A 20183-nucleotide genomic window follows, 5' to 3' on the forward strand; every position below is an offset into this window, starting at 1 on the left:
GCAATTTAAGAGACATTGAGAGCGGCAAACATCCTGGCCAGGTAGAAGTCTTTGTAGCGGGTTTGGGCAATTTGGTCATGAACACCCAGGACAAAAGCCACCAGATCATAGGACAGGTAAATCTCATGCAAAACTACCGCCATTGCCAGCCGCTGCCGCGGGGAGAGCCGATCCAGGTGCATAAAGTTTTTGACGTAAACATAGTCGCACCACAGCACTTGGGTGTAAGGGCGATAGGTTCTGGCTGAAAAGGGCTTGAGGCAGGCACCGAAGTTGCTGGTCATGCCATGCAGAAGAAAGCCCTCTTCTCTAAGGGCAATATCCACATCGCTAAAAAGAGGCTGGTTTTTGTAGAGGGGTATGTACTCGACTTCTGTTTGGATAACAGTAACACTCTGTAGAGTTTTTCTAGCGCCCCGGATAACATCCAGCTCGGCTCCCTGAACATCCATCTTCAGAAAGTCCACTTCGCCCAGCTCTGGAATATCATCCAGGCGGGTAGTCTGGACTTCCTCGACCCGAGTTACCCGACAAACTTCCGCCAAGTTCTCAAAATGCTGGGCCAGCTCCTGATCGGGCTCGTAAAGAGAGGAGGTGTAGCCGGCATTGGTGAAATAGAACTTGCGGCGGGATCCATCCCCAATGAAATAGGGAAAGTATTGCCGCTTCACTTTGTCGGCGCGAGGAGCCTCGGCTAGGGCTCTGGCGTTGAGCTTTTCGCATTCTTCTTTTTGGGGCTCAAATCCTATCACTTGGGCATGCCCTTCCTGAACCAGCTTGTCGAAGTTATCGCCGCCCAGAAACATCGCCCCCACGTCTGCAATTCGGATAAAAGGCATGTCTTTGCCGAGGATCTCGCTAATCGGGAAAGGCATTGTTCTACTCCACAGAAACGGCTAGATTAGACCGGCTTTGCTGACAAGAGAAAAGCGACGGGGATGCACAGCAACCAAGTTTAACGCAGTTGGCAGTTGCACAGAAGCCTGAACGGTACTGAGATCTTGGATCATCGGGTTGTAAACATAAATGAGATAGCCTAATTCGGCGAGAAGCTTCGCCGACTCCAAACCTGAAAACTGGCCGACATTTTGGTTTTCAAACAGGATCAGCGGGGTACAGGTCTCGATCAGCTTTCTCCCCCCCTTCAGAACAGGAACTTCTGCCCCTTCCGCGTCAATTTTGAGCAGATCGATGGTGGGCTTGCCCTCTGAGATCCACAGCTCGTCTAAGGTAATTTGCTGCACCGGCTTGGTTTCTTCTACAACCGACATGGGATCCGTGACGATGCGGTTGAAAACGCTGGCCCCTTCGCAAACCAAATAAACTTCCCGAGCCTCTTCGCCAACTGCAGCTTCCACGACCTGTACAGAGGGATCGAGTTGGTTTTGAGCAACAGTTGCCCGCAAGCACTGCAAACACCCCGGCGTGGGCTCGATGGCATAGACTTTCCCAGACTCGCCCACACAGCGGGCAAAGAGAAAGGTGTAAACCCCAACGTTGGCCCCCACGTCAATGGCGTTCATGCCCGGCTTGAGGATTTGCCGACACAGCTCGATTTCACTCTCAAACCAGCGATCTTGAGCCAGGAGGACGAAGGTTGCAATGCTCTTAAGGTCTGGCTCCAGCCTCAGCTTGTACCCCTCATACTGAGTCCAAATTTCCATACTGGCCACCGCCTCCGAGGCTGGATCTCCGTTAGGAGGCGTTTCTAACTCTTGCTCTGCTGAATCCGACTCCGCCTTGGAGGGATCCTGCCGCGGAATGTAGCGATCTAGAGCCAGTTGCAGCACTTGCAGGGCCCTGTCCTTCTGCCCAGGGAAATGGTCGGCTATTTTCTGCAGCAAGAAAGCCCCTTCCGGCTGCGCCTGCGCTGCCGCATTCATGGCAACCACCATTTGCGCCTCTAGATCCTCTGGGTCAATGGCTGCAGCCAGCCGCCAGTAGGGCAATGGCTCCGGTCGGTAAACGACTCCGCTGTGGTGGGCTAGCCAACGGGCTAGAGTGTGGAGGTAGCGCTCGCGGGGGCCAAGGCGGGAAGCAGAAGCGGCCTTAGAAGAGCGGCGGGCCTTTTTGCTAGCAGAAGCCAGACGAGGGGGATCCCAAGCGAGCTTGGGTTGGGATCCAGTTAGGCCCAAGCTGGGATCTTCTAGGTAACGCTGGGTCAAAAGCCGGGAGAGCAGCTCTTTTCCCTCTTGGAGGGCCGTGTAGCCGCTTCCCAAGGCCAAAAGGGCATGGAGGCGATTGAACTGGGAGGGGAGATGGTTGGGATCGAGATCCAAACCCTGCCGCCAGGCCGCCAGAGCCATGGCCCAAGCCGCACGTCGCTCCCGCGAGGTTTTGGCTTGCTGGGCCTTCAAGCAGTGAGAGATTCCCAGCTCGTTACATTCATCGGCAGTGGTGGGGATCCCCATGGCTTCGCTAACTAAGCTGCTGAATTATCCTACCACCTTGCCGGAGCTGCACTGGGTCTTCCCTGAACAGGCAGAAGAGAAGGCGGAAAAAGTTTGGTAACCTAGGAGAGCGATGCCGCTTGTGGTTGAGGGATGTTCATGGTACGCCGTTTCCCCGTCTGGATTGCTGCTGTCGCCTTGGCAGGAGGGATCGCCTGTACGCAGGCAGCTCCTGTGCAAACTCCTGACCAGGTGGTGAAAACGTTTATCGCAGCCACCGAGAAGGGGGACTGGGGCACGGCAGACAGCTACCTGACGGAGCGCTTCAGCAATGCCCTCCGGCCGGGATCCCTGCCTTCGATTTGGGGCATGGTGGGGGAGAACGTGCAGGTGCGCAACCAAGAGGTGACCGGGAAGACGGCCTATGTCTGGGTGGAGGGCACCGACTCGCTGGAGGATGCGGCCCAGCGCCTGGGGCTGGATCCCTTGACGTTGCGCAAGTATTTGACCCAGCCGGATCTGGCGGATCCCACCTATCAGCAGTTGGCCCCGCAGTTGGTGGGGATGCGCCTGGAGGGGGACACGGTGACCTCCCGCGTCAAGATCACCCTCTACCAGCAAGACCGCGGCTGGCGGATCGAGGTGTGGCAGCCGGATAAGCCACCTGCTGCTTCGGGATCCCAGTCGGAAAACCCAGAAGAGACAGAAGCAGCGGATCCCGGTGAAAATTCTGCATCTCCAACCGAGAACCCCTAGGACTGTTACCTGCAGGGAGATTGGGGAGGGTGTGGATGTGAGAGCGTGGTTTTTCCTGGTGCTGGCTTTGCTGCCTCTGGGGGGCTGTTGGCAGGCCAAAACGGCTGAAGAAACGCTGCGGGAGTTTGTCCAGGCGGCCAATGCTCGGGATTTTGCCACGGCAGAAGCCTTGCTCACCCCGCGGCTGCTGAAAGGGATCCCTCCGGGGGCCTTGGATCAATCGTGGCCCTCAGCGGAGGAGTTTACCCTCACCCCCATTCAAGCGGTGGGCAATACGGCCATTTTCCGGGTGGAGGCAATCCTGAAGCCAGAAGCGGTGGTGCCGACTTTGCGTTTCCAGTTCACTGCCGAGGAGCTGCAACGATTTTTAACAGAGCCGGATCGGGAGGATCCCCGGTTTCGCCCTTTTCGCTCTCAGTTGGGCTTCTACGAGCCTTTGCCGGAGGGTCGGCTGCGCGCAGTTATGGAGGTTACCCTCTATCGCCAGGCTCAAGGGTGGCGGGTGGAGTTGGCTCGGCTGCAGCCTTTAAATACAGAGGTTCTCTACGAGCCAATCAAGTTAGCGGAAGAAGCACAGCCTTTCCAACTAACTGGGACGGTGCGGCTGCTCAACCGCAAGGAGGGCTGGATTGGGGTCAACTTGGAAAAAGTCAGCCCCAGCTTGGAGCGCTACGCGGGCACGTGGGTCTCGGTGGTTCCTGCTGAGGATGTTCAAGTGACCCGCCTTGGCCGTTCTGCCAGTTGGCTGGATCTGCGCCCAGGCGATGCGGTGGAAATGGAAGGCACTGTTCGGTTCGCCGTCAACGTCGATGCGGAAGGGCGGATCCCAGCGGCCATTCGGGCCGAGCAAATCAGGGTACTCAAAGCAGACTCAGAGGGATCCGGATCCCAGCCTTAGGTGGGACAGCGTGTGTGGCCATTGCAATTCCAACTGGGACACTGCACCCATACCTCAACCGTTTCTCCCAGAATGAGATAAGGGGGCGTCATAAATTGGGAAGGACAGCTCCTGGGGGAGCAACTCCTGTTAACGCAGAGGAGAGTCCAACAGCACCACCAGCCGCTCTTCAAGGAACTTGAGATTGGCCACCACTTGGTTAAAGGCCTCTTCGGGGGTCCAATCCATGAGATCTAGCGCCTTGGCCGCCAGGGCCTGTACAGGAACAGGCTCTTCTCCAAAAACATCGATCAACCAGCGCACCGAGAAGGGATCGATGGTGATGTTGCCCTCGGAGCCGGGCCAGCCGTTGATGTTGACCGGGCCATTGTCGCGGATGGCATTCTCAAAGGCAGCCTTGGCGTTGAGCCTCAGCAGCAGGGGATGGGCGTGTACCGAGCCATTTCTCCATTCCTCGTTGCTGAAGGGTTGGGGAGAAGTGGCCCCGGTGGGGTGGCCACACCAGAAGTCGATCAGGCGGGTCAGGTTAGGAAAGATTAACTCGATAAAGTGCAGCAGCTCCTCTTGGTTGAGCTTTTTGATTTGGCGCAGAGCGTAGGGAACGGGCTTGGTGAGGACCCGCTCCAGCTTCCACTGCTGCCAATTGACCATGCTGATGAACTCCAGCCCGGCTTGGCGGAGCATCTCAAAGACCTGAGGTACGGTAAAGCCTTTGTCGCTGCGCAGCAGGAAGTTGGCCAGGATCCCATTGGTGGTTTTGATGGCATCCCCCTGCCAGTGGCTTTTGACGAAGCTGCCCTCGTGAAGGGCATCCATCAGCTCCCTGAGGATGGGAACGGCTTTGGCAGCCGGCTCATCCATCACCCCCAGCAGCTCCATGGCATCCTGCATGTTGAAAATAAACTGGCGCTGGTAAAGGCTGTGGACATTGGTGCGGATGATGCCGTCCGGTTTGAGCACCTGGCGCATGCCTTTCAGCCCTGCCACCGGATCGTCCAGTAGGTAGAGCACGTCATTGCAGGCGATGAAATCGAACTGCTCCCCCAAGGCTTGCAGGTCGGTGATGTCCATCACCTCGAAACGCGCCTCTTTGATCTGGTGAAACTCAAAGCGCTGCCGGGCCATTTTCAGGGATTCTGCCGAGATGTCCACCCCGACGAAGGTGGCACCCGGATTGGCCGTGGCCAGCACGAGGGTCTCCCAGCCGGAGCCACAGCCGGCGTTGAGCATCACTTTGCCCTCGGGTTTGACCACCTTGCGGTTGCGGCGATAGTAAGCGGTGGTGAGGCTGTTGGCAAACAGCGCGAAGTTATCCGTAACCGTCTGCTCAATCGGGACATTCGGGTAGGGAAATTCGTCAAACTGCGCCTGAACCAAGCGGGACGTCGATTGCTCCGGCATAGGGATCCCTGCCTCTGTAGGACTGATTAGGATTCTAAAGCGATTCCAGGGTTTAACCCAGGCGCTGCTCGGTTTCGGGATCGAACAGGTGGAAGCGATCCATATCGAAGATCACTTCCGCCCACTGGTTGACGCGCAGCTGGGTACGGGGATCCACGCGGGCAATAAACTCCTGCTCGGCCAGGATCCCTTCTCGGTCGCTGGTGCTGAGATAGAGGATTACTTCATGGCCCACCAGCTCCGTTACCGAGACCTTAGCCCGCACCGGGGCAGGTTGGATCCCTGGGGGTTGGTAGTGGGGATCGTGGATGTTTTCCGGGCGGATGCCGAAGATGACCGACTTGCCGACGTATTGCCAATAGGGCTCTGCCTGGTGGGGCGGGATGGCCACGCGGAAGGCGCCGGTATCCACCCAGAGAGTGCCCTCCTGCTCCCGCAGCTTGGCCTGGAAGAAATTCATGGCGGGGCTGCCGATGAACCCGGCCACAAACAGGTTGGCAGGGCGGGTGTAGAGGGTGTGGGGGGTATCCACCTGCTGCAGGCGGCCATCCTTCATGACGGCGATGCGGTTGCCCATGGTCATGGCCTCCACCTGGTCGTGGGTAACGTAGATAAAGGTGGTGCCCAGTTGCATGTGCAACTTGCTAATCTCGGCCCGCGCCTGTACCCGCAGCTTGGCATCCAAGTTGGAGAGGGGCTCATCCATCAAAAACACCGCCGGATTGCGCACAATGGCCCGCCCGACGGCAACCCGCTGCCGTTGCCCACCCGAAAGTTCCTTGGGCTTGCGGTTGAGCAGGTGTTCGATCCCAAGGCGCTTGGCCACCCCCCTAACCCGGCTTTCGATCTCCGCCCGTGGCAGGCCGCGCAGCTTGAGGCCAAAGGCCATGTTCTCGGCCACGGTCATGTGGGGGTAGAGGGCATAGGATTGGAAGACCATGGCGATATCCCGATCCTTGGGGGGGACATCGTTCACCCGTCGATCGCCAATGTAGATGGAGCCGGCGCTGACCTCTTCCAACCCGGCCAACATGCGCAGGGAGGTGGTTTTGCCGCAGCCGGAGGGGCCGACAAAGACGAGAAATTCCCCGTCTTCGACGGTGATGTTCAGGTCATGGACGGCGGTGGTGTCTCTGTAGCGCTTGGTAACGTGTTCGTAGGTAACGCTGGCCATGCTCTCAACCTTGGCTCCGTTGCGCACTCAAACCCTATCCAAAGCGGCGGGCAAAAGTCAAATCGAGTTGAGTTGAGTTCGGTAGGGAGAGCTGGGGATCCCTGCAGCGAACCCGATTTATTCCTGCTTGAAATGAGCGCAAGCTGAAAAACCAAAACGCAAAAAAGGACTAAAAAAGGGTAGGCGATGAGCCTACCCCTATGGGATCTTTTTTCCTCATGGAAAATTGCCTAACCTCAGAGCAGCTTCAGCTACGCCCATCAGGAGACAACGCTCACTTTGACCACTTGGGCTTTTTCAGAGTCTGCCTTGGGCAAGGTGAGGGTGAGGATCCCATCTTTGTATTCGGCTTTCACCTGATCGTGTTTGATCCGGTTCGGCAGTGGGATCACCCGTTGGAAGCGCCCATAACGGAATTCAGTCCGGGTTACCCCTTTGTCTTCAGAGCGCTTCTCAAATCGCCGTTCCCCGGTGATGGAGACCGCTTCGGCTGTCGCTTGGATATCCAAGTCGTTGGGGTTCAAGCCGGGCAGCTCCAGCTTCAGGGTAATGGTTTCGGGATCATCGTGCATCTCCACTGCCGGCATGAAGGCAAAGCCGTCGGCCTCGGTGGTGCGAGGGATCAACCGGTCGAACATCCGGTTCATTTCCCGTTGAATTTCGTCAATTTCCCGAAATGGATCCCAGCGGACAAGAGCCATAGAGCATCCTCCTCCTCTATTACTTTGCTTTTTTGACTTCCAGTTCGAGTTTGGAGCTTAGCTTTTGGGGCTCAACTTTAGAGGTGCAAGCAAAACCTCTATGCTTCTAGTGTAGTCAAATCCGTTCCGGGAAATGTAGGGTTTTCTGGAATGTTTCTTAGGTGTTTACCCTACAGGTTTATCCATCCAAAACCCTCTGGGACTCCGTATGTTTGGGGCGGCGATGGAGTTTTGTGGGTAACCACATACTGAGACCGGTGGCCACCATCACCAGCAGCCCCAGTCCGTTTAAGAAGGGGTAAACCGCTTGCAGGTCGAGGGGGCCCCACTGCCCTTTGTGGATTTGGATCAGCCAGTAGTAGTCGAAGTTTTCGTTAAGGCGGGCAATTTGATACAGGGATCCCGTCAGCACCGTTACCACCAACGGCAGGGCCAGGATGGGGGCAAGGGTGCGGTGGATGCGGCGGATCCTCTTTGGATTCAGGGCCATTGAGCTTTCTCCAGGGCAATGGGGCGATCCCTGCCATGCTATCAGGGCAGCTAGCCCCTATTCTCGCTCAAGAACGGCTCCTGGACAGCTCCTCCACGTGCTGCCGCGGGATGACCCGTCCTTCGTCCTCAAAGCCAGGGATCTCGTGGAAGTTGAGGTAGCGGTACAGCTCGCCGGCAAAGGGCTGGATCTTGGTGGAGACGATCTCTCGGTACTCCTCAGGGGTGGGGATCCGGCCCAAAAGGGCGCAGGCGGCGGCCAGCTCGGCGGATCCCAGATAAACCCGCGCGTCTTTGCCCATGCGGTTGTTGAAGTTGCGGGTGGAGGTGGACATGACGGTGGCCCCGTCTTCCACGCGGGCTTGGTTGCCCATACACAAGCTGCATCCCGGCATTTCTGTTCTGGCCCCGGCGGCAGCAAAGATGCCGTACACGCCTTCCGAGCGCAGTTGTGCCTCATCCATGCGGGTGGGCGGACAGATCCAGAATTGGCGCACCTTGGCCCGCCCTTGGCCTTCCAGGATTTTGGCGGCGGCGCGGTAGTGGCCGATGTTGGTCATGCAGGAGCCGATGAAAACTTCGTCAATCTTGATCGGCGTATCGGGGTTGCCGGCGGCGTGTTGGGCATGGACTTCGCTCAGGGTCATCACCTTGTCGGGATCGTTGGGGGCACAGACGATCGGCTCGGTGATGGTGCTGAGGTCAATTTCGATGACTTCGGCGTATTCAGCGTCGGCATCCGCCTCCATCAGGCTGGGGCTGGCCAGCCAGGCTTCCATTTTGGCGATGCGCCGCAGCAAGGTTCTCGCATCCTGGTAGCCGCGGGCAATCATGTTTTTCAGCAGCACCACGTTGGAGCGCAGATATTCTGAGACCGTCTCGATGCTCAGCTGGATGGTACAGCCGGCACAGTTGCGCTCTGCCGAGGCATCGGTAAACTCAAAAGCTTGCTCCACCTTCAGATGCGGCAGGCCCTCGATCTCCATGATGCGCCCGGCAAAGACGTTTTTCTTGCCTTTTTTCTCAACGGTGAGCAGGCCCCTCTGAATGGCCACGTAGGGGATGGCATGGACAATATCCCGCAGGGTGATCCCCGGCTGCAGTTCCCCCTTAAAGCGCACCAGCACCGATTCCGGCATGTCCAAGGGCATCACCCCCATGGCGGCGGCAAAGGCCACCAGACCGGATCCCGCCGGGAAGGAGATTCCCAAGGGGAAGCGGGTGTGGGAGTCGCCCCCGGTGCCGACGGTATCCGGCAGGAGCATGCGGTTGAGCCAGGAGTGGATAATGCCATCGCCGGGACGCAGGACAACGCCCCCGCGGGAAGCGAAAAAGTCGGGCAGCTCTTTGTGGATCTGGATGTCCACCGGCTTGGGATAGGCGGCGGTGTGGCAGAAGCTCTGCAGCACTAGGTCGGCGTTGAAGCCCAGACAGGCCAGCTCCTTCAGCTCATCGCGGGTCATGGGGCCGGTGGTGTCCTGGGATCCCACCGTGGTAATGAGGGGCTCACAACTGGTGCCCGGGCGCACGCCTGGCAGCCCACAGGCTTTGCCCACGATTTTTTGCGCTAGGGTATAGCCTTTGCCGGTGTCTGCCGGTGGAGTGGGGCGGATAAACAAGGTCGAGGGAGGCAAACCCAAGGCTTGGCGGGTTTTGTCGGTGAGGGCACGGCCAATCAACAGGGGAATACGTCCCCCCGCCCGCACTTCGTCGGGGAGAGTCACGGGCCGCAGGGAAAAGGTGGAGAGAACCTGGCCGGCCTCAGAGCGGATCACGCCTTCGTAGGGGCAAATGGTAACCACCATGCCGGTTTCCAGGCGGGAGACATCGCACTGGATGGGCAAGGCCCCGGCATCTTCGGCGGTGTTGAAGAAGATGGGCGCAATGGTGCCCCCCAGGATCACCCCCCCAGCCCGCTTGTTGGGCACATGGGGAATGTCGTGGCCGATGTGCCAGAGCAGCGAGTTGAGGGCGGATTTGCGGGAGGAGCCGGTGCCCACCACATCCCCCACAAAGGCAACGGGATGGCCGCGGCGCTTCAGCTCGGCAATGGTGACCAGGGATCCCGGAGCGCGGGACTCCAGCATGGCTTGGGCGTGGAGGGGGATATCCGGGCGGGTGGTGGCGTGGGCGGCGGGGGAAAGGTCATCGGTGTTGATCTCGCCGGCAACTTTGAACACCGTCACGGTGATGGCTGCGGCCAGGGGAGCTTTGGCGGTAAACCATTCGCCCTTGGCCCAGGACTCGATCACCTGTTGGGCATAGGCATTGCCGGACTGGCTCAGCTCCAGCACGTCGTGAAAGGCATCGAAAACCAGCAGGGTGTGGCTGAGGGCGCGGGTTGCTGCCGCTGCAATCTCACTCCGGGGATCCCGCAACAGATCCAGCAAAACCTGGACGTTGTAGCCCCCCAGCATGGTGCCCAAGAGCTCCACCGCCCGCAGGGGAGTGATCAACGGGGATTCAACCTCCTCCTTGGCCACAGCCGCCAAAAAGCCCGCTTTCACATAGGCGGCTTCATCGACCCCCGGCGGGACGCGCTCTGTTAAGAGGTGCAACAAAAAGGCTTCTTCGCCAGCAGGCGGGGCCTTCAGGAGCTCGCACACCTGGCTGGTCTGGGCAGCGTTTAAGGGCAGCGGCGGGATCCCTTGGGCCTCGCGGGCAGCGGCGTGTTGGCGGTATTCGGCCAGCATGGGGGTTTAGGCACTCGACGTGGGCATTTATTCTACCGCTAGCTCGGCAGAGGAAAGGTCCTCGAGAAGGGATCCCATCCGCTGGCGGTAACTCAGCTTGGCCTAGGATAGCTCCGCCAACAGCTCTTTTTGGTAAAGGCCAATACAAGCTTGGATCAAGTCGTCCAGCTCCCCATCCAAGATGGGCTGCAGAGGGAAATTCTGGTTAAGGCGGTGGTCGGTAACGCGGTTGTCCTTGTAGTTGTAGGTGCGAATTTTTTCCGAGCGGGATCCCGTTCCCACCTGCATGCGCCGAGCAGAGCTAATGGAGGCCTGTTGCTCCTGCAGCTTCATCTCGTAGAGTTTGGCCCGCAAAATCTGCATGGCCCGCTGGCGGTTCTGCAGTTGGGAACGCTCCTCGGTACAAAACACCCGGATCCCGGTGGGCTTGTGGAGAAGATCCACCGCCGTCTCCACCTTGTTCACGTTTTGGCCGCCTGCCCCCCCAGAACGTGCCGTTTTGATTTCGATGTCTTTCGGGTCGATCACCACCTCCACCTCGTCCACCTCTGGCATCACCGCCACCGTGGCCGTCGAGGTGTGGACACGGCCTTGCGCTTCGGTGACGGGCACCCGCTGCACCCGATGCACGCCAGCTTCAAACTTGAGCTTGCTGTACACCTGATCCCCTTGAATCTCCAGGATCGCCTCTTTGTAGCCCCCCAGCTCTCCTTCCGAGAGGCTCGCCAGACGCACCGACCAGCCCAGCTTTTCGGCGTAGCGGGTGTACATGCGGGCCAGATCCGCCGCCCACAGCGCCGCCTCCTCCCCACCGGTGCCGGCGCGAATCTCCAACATGATGTTCTTGTCGTCGTTGGGATCCCGGGGCAGCAGCAGCAGGGTGAGCTTTTCCTCCAGTTGTTCTTGGCGGGCCCGCAGTTGCTCAAGTTCCGCTCTTGCCATCGCCTCCAGCTCCGGGTCGGAGGCCGATTCCCGCAAAAGTTCTTCCGTCTGTTGCAGATCGCGATTCAGCTTTTGCCAGTCGTGAAAAGCCTGGACGGTGGCCTCCAAGGAGGAGCGGGCCTTGGCAATCCGCTGCAGCTCAGCTGGATCCGTGGCCACGTCCGGATCGGCCAAGCGCACCGTCAGCTCCTGAAAGGTGGCTTCGACATTCTTAAGCTGGTCAATCAGTTGAGCAGAAGCCATAGACTTGCGATACCCAGGAATCCAAGTATTGCCCACACCCAGATGGGGGAACCTCTACTTGGCCTTTTTGCCACCGCTCATGCCGTATTTGCGCATGAACTTCTCCACCCGGCCTTCGCTGTCGATGATCTTCTGGCTGCCGGTGAAAAAGGGATGGTTGCCCGACCAAACATCCACCTTGAGCTCCGGCTTGGTGGATCCCACCGTCATCACCACTTCGCCGTTGCAGATGACTTTGGCTTCTGGATACCACTGCGGGTGCAATCCTTTCTTGGGCATAACCCTTTCCTCCTCTGGGCCTGTTTCTATACCCTTGTCTATCAACATCTTCCTCTAAAAACAACGGCAGGGATCCCTAGCGTTTCGAGTACTGGGGAGCCTTGCGGGCCTTACGCAGGCCGTATTTCTTCCGCTCCACGGCGCGCGGATCCCGTTTCAGATAACCCTCTACTTTCAAGGGGCCGCGATTGGCCGGATCCACCTCACAGAGGGCGCGCGCCACCCCCAGCTTGATCGCATCCGCCTGGCCGTGAACGCCGCCGCCATGGGCTCGCACCAAGATGTCGTAGGAGTTTTCCAGACCAAGGATCTCCAGCGGCCCCTTCACACTGGCCAGCAGGGCTTCTTGGTACTGCAGATACTGGTCTCCCGGCCTGTCGTTGATGATGATTTTGCCCGTGCCGGGCACCAAACGCACGCGGGCAACGGCGGTTTTGCGGCGTCCCGTTCCCCAATAAACGGCTCGTTGGCTGCTCGCTTGAGTCATGCTTTGGCTCCTGGGATCGTGTTGAGCGGATAAACTTGGGGCTGCTGGGCCTCATGAGGGTGGCTCGGCCCGACATAAACTTTTAGCTTGGTGAATTGCCGCCGGCCCAAACGGGTGTGGGGCAACATTCCCTTGACCGCTTTTTCCACCACCCGCTCCGGCAGGCGCGCCTGCAGTTGGGCAAAGGTTTCTACTTTCATGCCGCCGGGACGGCCAGAGTGGCGGCGGTAGAGCTTTTGGGTGCGCTTTTTGCCAGTGACCACCACTTTCTCAGCGTTGATCACAATTACATAGTCCCCCGTATCCAGGTGAGGGGTGAAGTCCGGTTTGTGCTTACCCCGCAAGAGGGTGGCCACAGCGGCGGCCAAGCGGCCCAGGCGCTGATTGGCAGCATCCACCAGATACCAGCGGGGCGCCAGAGTCTCGGGGTTGGGAAGGGGAGTTTTGTTCATGGCAGGCAAGGAAACATATCAGGACAAGCTTGGAGATCGCCCAGATCAACCGCAGGAATGGGCCAACGCAGCCGGCGACCGAAGGGCGGAGGGAGGCTCTGTGGGCAAGGCCCAAAAGGGCGGCGAGTGGGCGAACTGTTGACCGAAGGGATCCGCAGCATAGCCCACATCCGTCAGGCACAGCCCTTGCGGAGGAGCGCTGTAGCGGGTGCGCATCTGGCTCCAGTCGTTGTGTTGCCACAGGTGGACAAATTGGGCTGGGCTGAGCTCGCCTCGGCCCACCACCTCTAGGGATCCCACCAAGAGCCGCATCATCCGGTAGAGGAAGCCGCTGGCCTGCACCTCGATGCTGATCAAGTCCCCCAGCCGCTGGCAGAGCACCTCCTGCACCTGTACCCGCGAGTGGGGCCGATCCGATCCCCGCCGCCGGAAGGCTTCCAAGCTGTGCTCCCCCAGCAGGGAATTCAGGGCTTCCGCCATCGGCTCCACCTGCAGAGGCCAACGCACTTGCCAGCTAAAGAGGCGCCAGAACACATCCGGTCGCTCCCGGTTCAGGATCAGGTAGCGGTAGCGGCGCCAGCGAGCCGAAAAGCGAGCGTGCCAGGAGTCAGGCACTTGAGCAGAAGCCAGCACTACCACATCTTCCGGCAGACAGTCGTTCAGCACCCTCGACCACTCCGCCGCAGGGATGCCGGAGGTGGTGTCGAAGTGGGCCACCTGGCCTGCAGCATGAACCCCCGTATCGGTGCGACCGGCCCCATAGAGGGTTACCGGATGCCCCGCCCGCGACGCAATCGCCTCCTCCAGCACCCCTTGCACGGTACGGCGGGCTGCCTGGCGCTGCCAGCCATAGAACCTGCTGCCGAGGTACTGAATTCTCAGGGCAATGCGACGGTACGGCATGGATCCCTTTCCGCTACACCAGCTCGATGACCGCCATTTCTGCTCCATCCCCCCGCCGATGCACGGTGCGCAAGATGCGGGTATAGCCACCGGGCCGATCCCGGTAGCGCTCAGGAGCCTGCTCAAACAGGGAGCGCACCAGCTCCTTGTCGTAGATGTAGGCCAGCGCCTGTCGCCGCGCCGCCAGGGATCCCTCTTTGGCCAGGGTGATCATCTTCTCGGTGGTGGCCCGAATGGCTTTGGCGCGGGCTTTGGTGGTGGTGATCCGCCCTTCCCGCAGCAGAGCCGTGGTCAGCGCCCGCATCAGGGCCTTGCGCTGGTCGGCGGGCTTATTGAGGTGGGGGGTACGACGGCGGTGGCGCATGGTAACCTCTGTCTTGTGTCCTACACTCTTCGGGGATCCTTGCGTTTTGACGCGGTTGTGCTAGCGGTGCAGATGCTTGAGACGGAACCTAAACTCTAGGCCTTGCCTTTTTCGCGGGTGCGGGGCAGTGTCAGACCAAAGCGGGCTTTCAAAGCCTGCACCACCTCTTCGGCAGACTTCTGGCCAAAGTTTTTGATCTCCAGCAGATCTTCCTCGGTATAGAGCAGCAGATCGGCCACCGTGTTGATCTGAGCTCGCTTCAGACAGTTGTAGGCCCGTACCGAGAGCTGTAGCTCCTCGATGGGGATCTGGTTTTTTTGGTTGTCCTCGTCTGGCTTGGGCGGCACAGGAGCATCGAAGCTGACCTCCTGCAGCGGTGCGAACAAGCCCACCAAAATGCGGGCCGCTTGGCTGAGGGCCTCTTGCGGGGTGAGGCTGCCGTTGGTCCAGATTTCCAATACTAGCCGATCTTTTTCCAGGAATTGGCCCACCCGAGCTGCTTCCACAGCGTAGTTCACCTTGCGCACCGGCATGAAGACAGAGTCGATCTGCAGAAAATCAATCGCCATCGCTTTGCTGTCGGAGTAATCGACGGCGCGGTAGCCATGTCCCCGGCCAATCATGAACTCCATTTCCAAAATCGCCCCTTCCGCCAGGGTGGCAATGTGGTGACGGGGGTTGATCACCTCCACATCGCTGGGCAATTGCAGCTTCTCAGCAGTAACTTCCCCTGGCCCCTGAGCCACCAAGCGGCCCACCTGAGTCTCGGGGGAACTGGAGCGCAGCACCAGCTCCTTCATGTTTAGAAGGATCTCCATCACGTCTTCCCGCACCCCCGGCACCGTGGAAAACTCGTGGGTCACCCCGGCAATGCGTACAGCAGTCACCGCCGTCCCTTCTAGATTGGAGAGCAACACCCGCCGCAAAGCGTTGCCCACCGTGATCCCTTGGCCGCGCTCCAGTGGCCCCAGAGCAAATTTGCCGTAGTGAACGCCGTTATCATCCCGATGAGATTCAACACACTCGGTCTGGTAAGCAACAGCGCTTGAGCTCGCTCTGCTGCCCAGAGAGTGGGAGAGGGTTCGGCTGGTTTGAATCGTCATGGTGGCCCCGTCCGTCTGGCTCGACATCCGTTTGGAGAACTGATGAAACTTCGAGGTCATCTCACGCTTGGGCAGACCTGTAGCTCTGGAGCAAACTCCTACAGACGCTCGACCGGCCCTCAACGCGGGATCCTTTAGACACGCCGCCGCTTGGGGGGACGGCAACCGTTGTGGGGAATGGGGGTGATATCTCGAATAAGGGTAATTTCCAAGCCCGTTGCCTGTAGAGCGCGAATGGCGGTTTCTCGACCGGCTCCCGGCCCGCTGACCATCACTTCGATCTGGCGCATGCCGTTCTCCATGGCTTGACGCGCCGCACTTTCTGCTGCCATTTGGGCGGCGAAGGGAGTGCCCTTTTTGGCCCCTTTGAAGCCCGTAGAACCTGCCGAGGCCCAAGACACCACATCGCCGTTGGGATCCGTGATGGTGACGATGGTGTTGTTGAAGGTGGACTGAATGTAGGCCACCCCATTGGGGATGTTCTTTTTGACTTTACGTCCGCGCCGTTGCTGCCGAGCCATGATCCAGGTGTCCTTGCAATCGACTGTTTGGGGTTGGGATTCGGGATGGTGGAAGAGTTTTGCCTTCCGCGCCGAGCGACTACTTCTTGGCAGGAGCTTTCTTCTTGCCGGCCACCGTTTTCCTGACCCCCTTGCGGGTGCGGGCATTGGTGCGGGTGCGCTGACCACGCACGGGCAGACCCAGGCGATGGCGACGACCTCGATAGGTGCCAATGTCGATCAGCCGCTTGATGTTCATCGCCTCCTGGCGGCGCAGATCCCCTTCTACCTGGTATTCGCCCTCCACCACCGTCCGTAGGGCGGCCACCTCAGCGTCGGTGAGGTCGCGGGTACGAGTATCCGGATTGATACCGGTCTTCGCCAAAATCTGGCGGGAGCGGGTTAGCCCAATGCCGTAAATGTAGGTGAGGGCAATCTCCACTCGCTTTTCTCGGGGGATGTCAACTCCCGCAATCCGTGCCATAGTCAGGGGTACCTTATCAAATCAAACCAACTCGAACACACTTGCCCAGTAAGGATTGAGTTGCCTGCCTGAGATGGGATCCTCATTCAGAGAAATGTTGCTGTAGAGATGCCGGTCTTGGGATCCATGCTCACCGAGAGGTCTAGCCAACGTTTTGCTCGGTTGTGTCGGAAGCCTTTGCCTCTGTCTCCCGTTGCAGGCTGAACCCACCCACCATCGACCCTCTAGCCCTGCCGCTGCTTGTGCTTGGGGTTGGAAGAACAAATGACCATCACCCGACCGTGGCGGCGGATGACCCGGCATTTTTCGCAGATCCGACGGACGGAAGGCCGTACCTTCATGGTTGATCCTGACAAAACCAGCGAATATCCATTCTATGTTCGTCTGGGCAACCTGTCAAAATGTGTTTGGGTTTGCTGACAGCGAGCGGACAGTCGGGTTGGCTATACTGGTTGGGCGAGGATCTGATACATTCACGCTGAACTCTCCTGAACATGGTTCAGGAAAGAAGCGATCGCATCCTGCCTATCTCTGAGCAGGAAGGCGGTATCCCGCAAACCCCTGAGGAATACCCCCCGAGCGCTTTCCCCCTTCACTTCCCGGCAACCGTTGCGGTGGACTCAAGGATCAGGGGGAAACTTGGTCTACTATATCCCTCTCAATGACTTTTGCCAAACCGCTTAAAGCTCAGTAAATTCAGCAAAGTTCAGGGTTTTGGGGGTTAGAGGCATGCTCCTGAGTCAAAGCAGGCGCGGCTGTGGAGTGAGGAAGGTCATGCGGTGGCAATGGCTGGTTGTGCTGAGCAGCGTGCTGGGGCTGGGATCCCCTGTGTTGGGGCAAGGGATCCCTTCGCCGGAGGCAGGCTCTTCCTCTGCTGGGAGGAACTTTTCTGCGGATGGGAACGGCCTGAGGACAGAGGGGGATTGGCTTTTGCCGTTGCGCAGCTCTGCCGATCGCATCGATGGGGTACCGGATCGGGGCTGGGTTGCGGTTGGGCTGTTGGAGGAGCAGGCGGTGACTCTGCTGGATGGGGCCAGCGGGGATCCCCTGTGGCAGGCGGCGGTGGGGTTTGCCCCCAGTGTGGTGCGGGTGGATGAGGCGCGGCAGGTGGTCTATGCCTCTGGCCCCAATGCCCCTGGGCTGGTGGCCCTCGATCTGCTGACGGGGGAGCTGATTCAGGCTTATGGGTTGCCGGCAGGGGTTTTGGATATTGCCGTGGATGCGGCCACAGGGCGGGTTTTCGCCTCCCTGCCCTCTGCCCAGAGTTTGGCGGTGATGGCTGCTCCCCTTCGCAGCAGCGGTGCGGAGCACAAACGCCAAAGCGACCCCTCAGAGCAGCCGCAAGCCCGCAATTTGCCGATGCCCGGCCCCCCTTTGGCGCTGGCCTACGATGCGGAGCGGGGATCCCTGTTTGTGGGTCTAGCCGGGGAGGATCCCCTCAGTTTGCTGGTGGTCAACCCAGACAATGGGGAGTTGTTGGCCCGTTGGCGCGGCGGCAATACTCCGGAAGCGATGGCTTTGGATGCCGAACGGCAACGCTTGGTGGTGCTCAACTCGGGCAGCCAAGATCTAACAGTGCTGGATCTGAGCCGCAGCGGCGAGGCCCTGCAGCGGGTTGGCCTGGATTGGCGACCGACGCGGCTGGCCCTTTCCCCGGATGGACGTTGGGCTTACGTGACCTCCCGCGATAGCGACCGCCTGCAGCTGGTGGATTTACAGACGGGGCGATTGGTGGCCTCGCTGCGGCTGCAGGGACAGCCGACGGGTCTGGTGATGCTGGGGGAGCGGGATTTGTGGGTGGTGGCAGCAGGGATCCCAGCTTTGCGCCGTTTGCAGGATATTCAGGCTCAAGTTGGCGACGGCGGGACAGAGGTCCTGAACGGGGGAGTCCCCTCTCCAGGCAACCGCGGTGTGGTGACCGGGCGGGTGCTGGATATTGCCGGCCAACCTGTTCAGACGGGGGTTTTGCACTTGGCCGCCACGCCAACCCAACCCAGGCAAACCGTCCGCATTGCTGCCGACGGCACTTACGTGCTGCCGGAACTGCCGGCCGGCCTGTATTTGGTGGATGTGGAGGTGCCGGGTTTTCCCCTGACCAGCACCCAGGTGGAAGTCCGGGCCGGCTTTGTCTCCACTCAGGATATTCGTCTGCCGCCCGGGGAACCGACCCGCCAGCCGGAGGGCATTGGCCTTTTGCCCGATGAACCCGTTTACTCGGATGAGCTGGCCCGCCACCTCAGCATGGCCCTGAAGGAGTTGCAGCCCCAGCGACCGGTGATCCTCTTGAAGGGGCCTTTGGGGCCGGATCCTCGGTTTGAGCCGCTTCTGCCCCTCACCCAGGGCCTAACGTTGTTGGATCGGGATGAGCGCTACACCTCCGATTTGGCCAAGCTGAAGGCCATCGGGGATGCCCTGGGATTGCGCTACATCCTTTTGACCCAGATGCAGATCTCGCGGGACTACAACCGCCAGGGCAACTCTCTGCTGAATACGGCCTTACGCTTTGTGGCCCCGACGGTGCCGGTGGAAATTCCCAATTTCACCCCCAACCAGTTGCGCAGCCGCGGGGTGGTGGTGGTGGTGGACTTGCAGAGGGATCGGCCTGGGGATCGGGCTCGCTACTACGAAGCCTATGGGCGGGATGATGTGGGCGGGGATCCGATGTTTGAAGATGCGGCAGCGGGCCTGTTTCGGCTGCAGGTGCGCAACATGGTGCCGGTGTTTGTCCAACAATGGCAAACCAACAACCCCTTTTCTGGGTGAGGATCCCTGCAGCAGGATCTTGCCCTGTTCGCGTCAGGGGTGCGGAGCAGAATAGAACCGACTGCTACTACCGGATGCAACCTTCGCCATGCCTTTTTTCTTCTTTCATCCTCTCCGGCACAGGATTAGCTATCGCTACGCAACGCTCTCGCGAACAGGCAGTCTGGCCCTCTGCGGCTGGCTGGCACTGGCTTCAGGAGCGCTGGCTCAGGCTCCGGCCACCCCCATTCCGCGGTTGACGCCGTTGTTTCCCTCCCAAAACAGAGGGCAGCCCCAGGGAACAGCACGGCTGGTGGGGCAGGTGAGCAACAGCGTGGGGCAACCTGTGGCGGGGGCACAGGTGCAGTTGGAGGGCATGGAGAACCCCAATCAGCCGATTCAAACCGATGAGCGGGGCGCTTTTGAGCTAGACCAAGCCCCAGCCGGGCGTTGGCTGTTGACGGTGTGGCACCCCGACTATGAAAAGGCAGAGCAGGAGATCCTGCTGCAAGGGGGCCTGACCACCCCTGTGGATGTGGTTTTGCAGGTGCCCATTCGGCCTCAACCCCGTCGTCGCCTTGGCATTTTGGGGGTGGGAGGGTTGGAGCATACCCAACTGTTGGGCCAGCGCCTGGCCATAGAGGCGGTGCGTCTGGGCTTGATCCCCAACGGCGAGAAGGTGGTGCCCCTGGACAACCGTCGCATTCAGCCCATTTTGCAGAAGGTGGGCTGGCCCATCTACGAGCTGTTTGAGTGGGATCGCCGCAAGCCGGAGGCGGTGGGCCAATTTTTCGATTACCTGGGCCTGGAAGCCATCGTCATCGCCCGCGTCGATGTCCTCACTCGACCAGCTTCGCCAACGGAGCTGAGCCTGCGTTCCCGCAGCCGCCTGGAACTGTGGCGGTTTGATGAGCAAGGCAACCTTGTGGTAGATATCCTGGCCGAGGCCAGTCGCGATCAGGTGGAGCGGAGCAACCTCAATGCTGCCGAGCTGGCCCAGCTTTATCAAATCCAAGTCACCCAGATGGCTGCTGAGGTGGGATCCCGCTGGAAGGAGCATCACCCGCTGGCCCAGTACCTAGAACTGGCTCAGGGAGAAGCCCCACCCCCACGCTCTCGCCTGGATACGGCTGTGGAGCTGCGCATCCCCTCTGCCACACCGACTCCCTAGGTCTTAATTAT

The 20183-nt window shown here is 59.7% G+C and carries 21 protein-coding genes; 4 read left to right on the top strand and 17 right to left on the bottom strand.

Annotation, left to right across the window (positions count from 1 at the left end):
* Positions 1–5: 5 nt before the first annotated feature.
* Positions 6–875, bottom strand: a complete 870-nt coding sequence (locus tag ACVWYZ_RS08645) for an FkbM family methyltransferase (RefSeq protein WP_457466809.1) — start codon at positions 873–875, stop codon at positions 6–8.
* A gap of 21 nt (positions 876–896) precedes the next feature.
* Positions 897–2411: an FkbM family methyltransferase gene (locus tag ACVWYZ_RS08650; RefSeq protein WP_457466810.1), complete on the bottom strand. Its 1515-nt coding sequence runs from the start codon at positions 2409–2411 to the stop codon at positions 897–899.
* A gap of 138 nt (positions 2412–2549) precedes the next feature.
* Here ACVWYZ_RS08650 and ACVWYZ_RS08655 point away from each other — a divergent pair, with 138 nt between their 5' ends.
* Both ACVWYZ_RS08655 and ACVWYZ_RS08660 read left to right on the top strand, forming a co-directional pair.
* On the top strand, positions 2550–3146 hold the full coding sequence (locus tag ACVWYZ_RS08655) for a hypothetical protein (RefSeq protein WP_457466811.1): 597 nt from the start codon (positions 2550–2552) through the stop codon (positions 3144–3146).
* A 31-nt stretch (positions 3147–3177) separates the two neighbouring features.
* Positions 3178–4044 carry a hypothetical protein gene (locus ACVWYZ_RS08660; RefSeq protein WP_457466812.1) on the top strand — a complete coding sequence of 289 codons (867 nt, stop codon included), beginning with the start codon at positions 3178–3180 and terminating at the stop codon, positions 4042–4044.
* A 129-nt stretch (positions 4045–4173) separates the two neighbouring features.
* Here ACVWYZ_RS08660 and ACVWYZ_RS08665 read toward each other — a convergent pair whose 3' ends face one another.
* The 15 genes from ACVWYZ_RS08665 to rpmJ form a co-directional block, all read right to left on the bottom strand.
* Positions 4174–5445 carry a class I SAM-dependent methyltransferase gene (locus ACVWYZ_RS08665; protein ID WP_457466813.1) on the bottom strand — a complete coding sequence of 424 codons (1272 nt, stop codon included), beginning with the start codon at positions 5443–5445 and terminating at the stop codon, positions 4174–4176.
* Positions 5446–5497: 52 nt separating this feature from the next.
* On the bottom strand, positions 5498–6619 hold the full coding sequence (locus tag ACVWYZ_RS08670) for an ABC transporter ATP-binding protein (RefSeq protein WP_457466814.1): 1122 nt from the start codon (positions 6617–6619) through the stop codon (positions 5498–5500).
* A 260-nt stretch (positions 6620–6879) separates the two neighbouring features.
* Positions 6880–7320, bottom strand: coding sequence for an Hsp20/alpha crystallin family protein (locus tag ACVWYZ_RS08675; protein ID WP_011433199.1), 441 nt, complete (start codon positions 7318–7320; stop codon positions 6880–6882).
* A 178-nt stretch (positions 7321–7498) separates the two neighbouring features.
* Positions 7499–7810, bottom strand: coding sequence for a PepSY domain-containing protein (locus ACVWYZ_RS08680; RefSeq protein ID WP_414383494.1), 312 nt, complete (start codon positions 7808–7810; stop codon positions 7499–7501).
* 67 nt (positions 7811–7877) lie between these two features.
* Positions 7878–10502, bottom strand: coding sequence for a bifunctional aconitate hydratase 2/2-methylisocitrate dehydratase (acnB, locus tag ACVWYZ_RS08685; protein WP_457466815.1), 2625 nt, complete (start codon positions 10500–10502; stop codon positions 7878–7880).
* A gap of 102 nt (positions 10503–10604) precedes the next feature.
* Positions 10605–11687: a peptide chain release factor 1 gene (gene prfA, locus ACVWYZ_RS08690; RefSeq protein ID WP_011433196.1), complete on the bottom strand. Its 1083-nt coding sequence runs from the start codon at positions 11685–11687 to the stop codon at positions 10605–10607.
* A 54-nt stretch (positions 11688–11741) separates the two neighbouring features.
* On the bottom strand, positions 11742–11966 hold the full coding sequence (gene rpmE, locus ACVWYZ_RS08695; RefSeq protein ID WP_011433195.1) for a 50S ribosomal protein L31: 225 nt from the start codon (positions 11964–11966) through the stop codon (positions 11742–11744).
* Positions 11967–12042: 76 nt separating this feature from the next.
* A complete protein-coding gene (rpsI, locus tag ACVWYZ_RS08700; protein ID WP_011433194.1) occupies positions 12043–12453 on the bottom strand; it encodes a 30S ribosomal protein S9 in 411 nt (136 codons plus the stop codon).
* The gene (gene rplM / locus ACVWYZ_RS08705) at positions 12450–12905 is read right to left on the bottom strand and encodes a 50S ribosomal protein L13 (RefSeq protein ID WP_414355792.1); all 456 of its coding nucleotides are present in this window, start codon (positions 12903–12905) and stop codon (positions 12450–12452) included. The genes rpsI and rplM overlap by 4 nt, the downstream gene beginning before the upstream one ends.
* A gap of 45 nt (positions 12906–12950) precedes the next feature.
* The gene (gene truA, locus ACVWYZ_RS08710; protein WP_414424562.1) at positions 12951–13808 is read right to left on the bottom strand and encodes a tRNA pseudouridine(38-40) synthase TruA; all 858 of its coding nucleotides are present in this window, start codon (positions 13806–13808) and stop codon (positions 12951–12953) included.
* Between the two features lie 13 nt (positions 13809–13821).
* Positions 13822–14172 carry a 50S ribosomal protein L17 gene (gene rplQ, locus ACVWYZ_RS08715; RefSeq protein ID WP_011433191.1) on the bottom strand — a complete coding sequence of 117 codons (351 nt, stop codon included), beginning with the start codon at positions 14170–14172 and terminating at the stop codon, positions 13822–13824.
* Positions 14173–14267: 95 nt separating this feature from the next.
* Positions 14268–15275 carry a DNA-directed RNA polymerase subunit alpha gene (locus ACVWYZ_RS08720; protein ID WP_011433190.1) on the bottom strand — a complete coding sequence of 336 codons (1008 nt, stop codon included), beginning with the start codon at positions 15273–15275 and terminating at the stop codon, positions 14268–14270.
* 134 nt (positions 15276–15409) lie between these two features.
* Positions 15410–15796 (bottom strand): 30S ribosomal protein S11, encoded by a 387-nt coding sequence (gene rpsK, locus ACVWYZ_RS08725; protein WP_011433189.1) that lies wholly within the window; start codon positions 15794–15796, stop codon positions 15410–15412.
* Positions 15797–15875: 79 nt separating this feature from the next.
* The gene (gene rpsM / locus ACVWYZ_RS08730) at positions 15876–16259 is read right to left on the bottom strand and encodes a 30S ribosomal protein S13 (RefSeq protein ID WP_011433188.1); all 384 of its coding nucleotides are present in this window, start codon (positions 16257–16259) and stop codon (positions 15876–15878) included.
* Between the two features lie 224 nt (positions 16260–16483).
* Complete coding sequence (gene rpmJ, locus ACVWYZ_RS08735) at positions 16484–16600, bottom strand: 50S ribosomal protein L36 (RefSeq protein ID WP_011433187.1); 117 nt, start codon at positions 16598–16600, stop codon at positions 16484–16486.
* 433 nt (positions 16601–17033) lie between these two features.
* Here rpmJ and ACVWYZ_RS08740 point away from each other — a divergent pair, with 433 nt between their 5' ends.
* Both ACVWYZ_RS08740 and ACVWYZ_RS08745 read left to right on the top strand, forming a co-directional pair.
* Positions 17034–19022 (top strand): carboxypeptidase regulatory-like domain-containing protein, encoded by a 1989-nt coding sequence (locus ACVWYZ_RS08740; protein ID WP_457466816.1) that lies wholly within the window; start codon positions 17034–17036, stop codon positions 19020–19022.
* 88 nt (positions 19023–19110) lie between these two features.
* Positions 19111–20172 (top strand): carboxypeptidase-like regulatory domain-containing protein, encoded by a 1062-nt coding sequence (locus ACVWYZ_RS08745; protein ID WP_414424564.1) that lies wholly within the window; start codon positions 19111–19113, stop codon positions 20170–20172.
* Positions 20173–20183 lie beyond the last annotated feature (11 nt).

The organism is Thermostichus sp. MS-CIW-37 (assembly GCF_054060065.1).

What these genes read in the sequence shown, in the direction of transcription:
- ACVWYZ_RS08645 (WP_457466809.1), bottom strand. Translation starts at nt 875, where the DNA reads ATGCCTTTCCCGATTAGCGAGATCCTCGGCAAAGACATGCCTTTTATC.
- ACVWYZ_RS08650 (WP_457466810.1), bottom strand. Translation starts at nt 2,411, where the DNA reads ATGGGGATCCCCACCACTGCCGATGAATGTAACGAGCTGGGAATCTCT.
- ACVWYZ_RS08655 (WP_457466811.1), top strand. Translation starts at nt 2,550, where the DNA reads ATGGTACGCCGTTTCCCCGTCTGGATTGCTGCTGTCGCCTTGGCAGGA.
- ACVWYZ_RS08665 (WP_457466813.1), bottom strand. Translation starts at nt 5,445, where the DNA reads ATGCCGGAGCAATCGACGTCCCGCTTGGTTCAGGCGCAGTTTGACGAA.
- ACVWYZ_RS08670 (WP_457466814.1), bottom strand. Translation starts at nt 6,619, where the DNA reads ATGGCCAGCGTTACCTACGAACACGTTACCAAGCGCTACAGAGACACC.
- ACVWYZ_RS08675 (WP_011433199.1), bottom strand. Translation starts at nt 7,320, where the DNA reads ATGGCTCTTGTCCGCTGGGATCCATTTCGGGAAATTGACGAAATTCAA.
- ACVWYZ_RS08680 (WP_414383494.1), bottom strand. Translation starts at nt 7,810, where the DNA reads ATGGCCCTGAATCCAAAGAGGATCCGCCGCATCCACCGCACCCTTGCC.
- acnB (WP_457466815.1), bottom strand. Translation starts at nt 10,502, where the DNA reads ATGCTGGCCGAATACCGCCAACACGCCGCTGCCCGCGAGGCCCAAGGG.
- prfA (WP_011433196.1), bottom strand. Translation starts at nt 11,687, where the DNA reads ATGGCTTCTGCTCAACTGATTGACCAGCTTAAGAATGTCGAAGCCACC.
- rpmE (WP_011433195.1), bottom strand. Translation starts at nt 11,966, where the DNA reads ATGCCCAAGAAAGGATTGCACCCGCAGTGGTATCCAGAAGCCAAAGTC.
- rpsI (WP_011433194.1), bottom strand. Translation starts at nt 12,453, where the DNA reads ATGACTCAAGCGAGCAGCCAACGAGCCGTTTATTGGGGAACGGGACGC.
- rplM (WP_414355792.1), bottom strand. Translation starts at nt 12,905, where the DNA reads ATGAACAAAACTCCCCTTCCCAACCCCGAGACTCTGGCGCCCCGCTGG.
- truA (WP_414424562.1), bottom strand. Translation starts at nt 13,808, where the DNA reads ATGCCGTACCGTCGCATTGCCCTGAGAATTCAGTACCTCGGCAGCAGG.
- rplQ (WP_011433191.1), bottom strand. Translation starts at nt 14,172, where the DNA reads ATGCGCCACCGCCGTCGTACCCCCCACCTCAATAAGCCCGCCGACCAG.
- ACVWYZ_RS08720 (WP_011433190.1), bottom strand. Translation starts at nt 15,275, where the DNA reads ATGACGATTCAAACCAGCCGAACCCTCTCCCACTCTCTGGGCAGCAGA.
- rpsK (WP_011433189.1), bottom strand. Translation starts at nt 15,796, where the DNA reads ATGGCTCGGCAGCAACGGCGCGGACGTAAAGTCAAAAAGAACATCCCC.
- rpsM (WP_011433188.1), bottom strand. Translation starts at nt 16,259, where the DNA reads ATGGCACGGATTGCGGGAGTTGACATCCCCCGAGAAAAGCGAGTGGAG.
- rpmJ (WP_011433187.1), bottom strand. Translation starts at nt 16,600, where the DNA reads ATGAAGGTACGGCCTTCCGTCCGTCGGATCTGCGAAAAATGCCGGGTC.
- ACVWYZ_RS08740 (WP_457466816.1), top strand. Translation starts at nt 17,034, where the DNA reads ATGCGGTGGCAATGGCTGGTTGTGCTGAGCAGCGTGCTGGGGCTGGGA.
- ACVWYZ_RS08745 (WP_414424564.1), top strand. Translation starts at nt 19,111, where the DNA reads ATGCCTTTTTTCTTCTTTCATCCTCTCCGGCACAGGATTAGCTATCGC.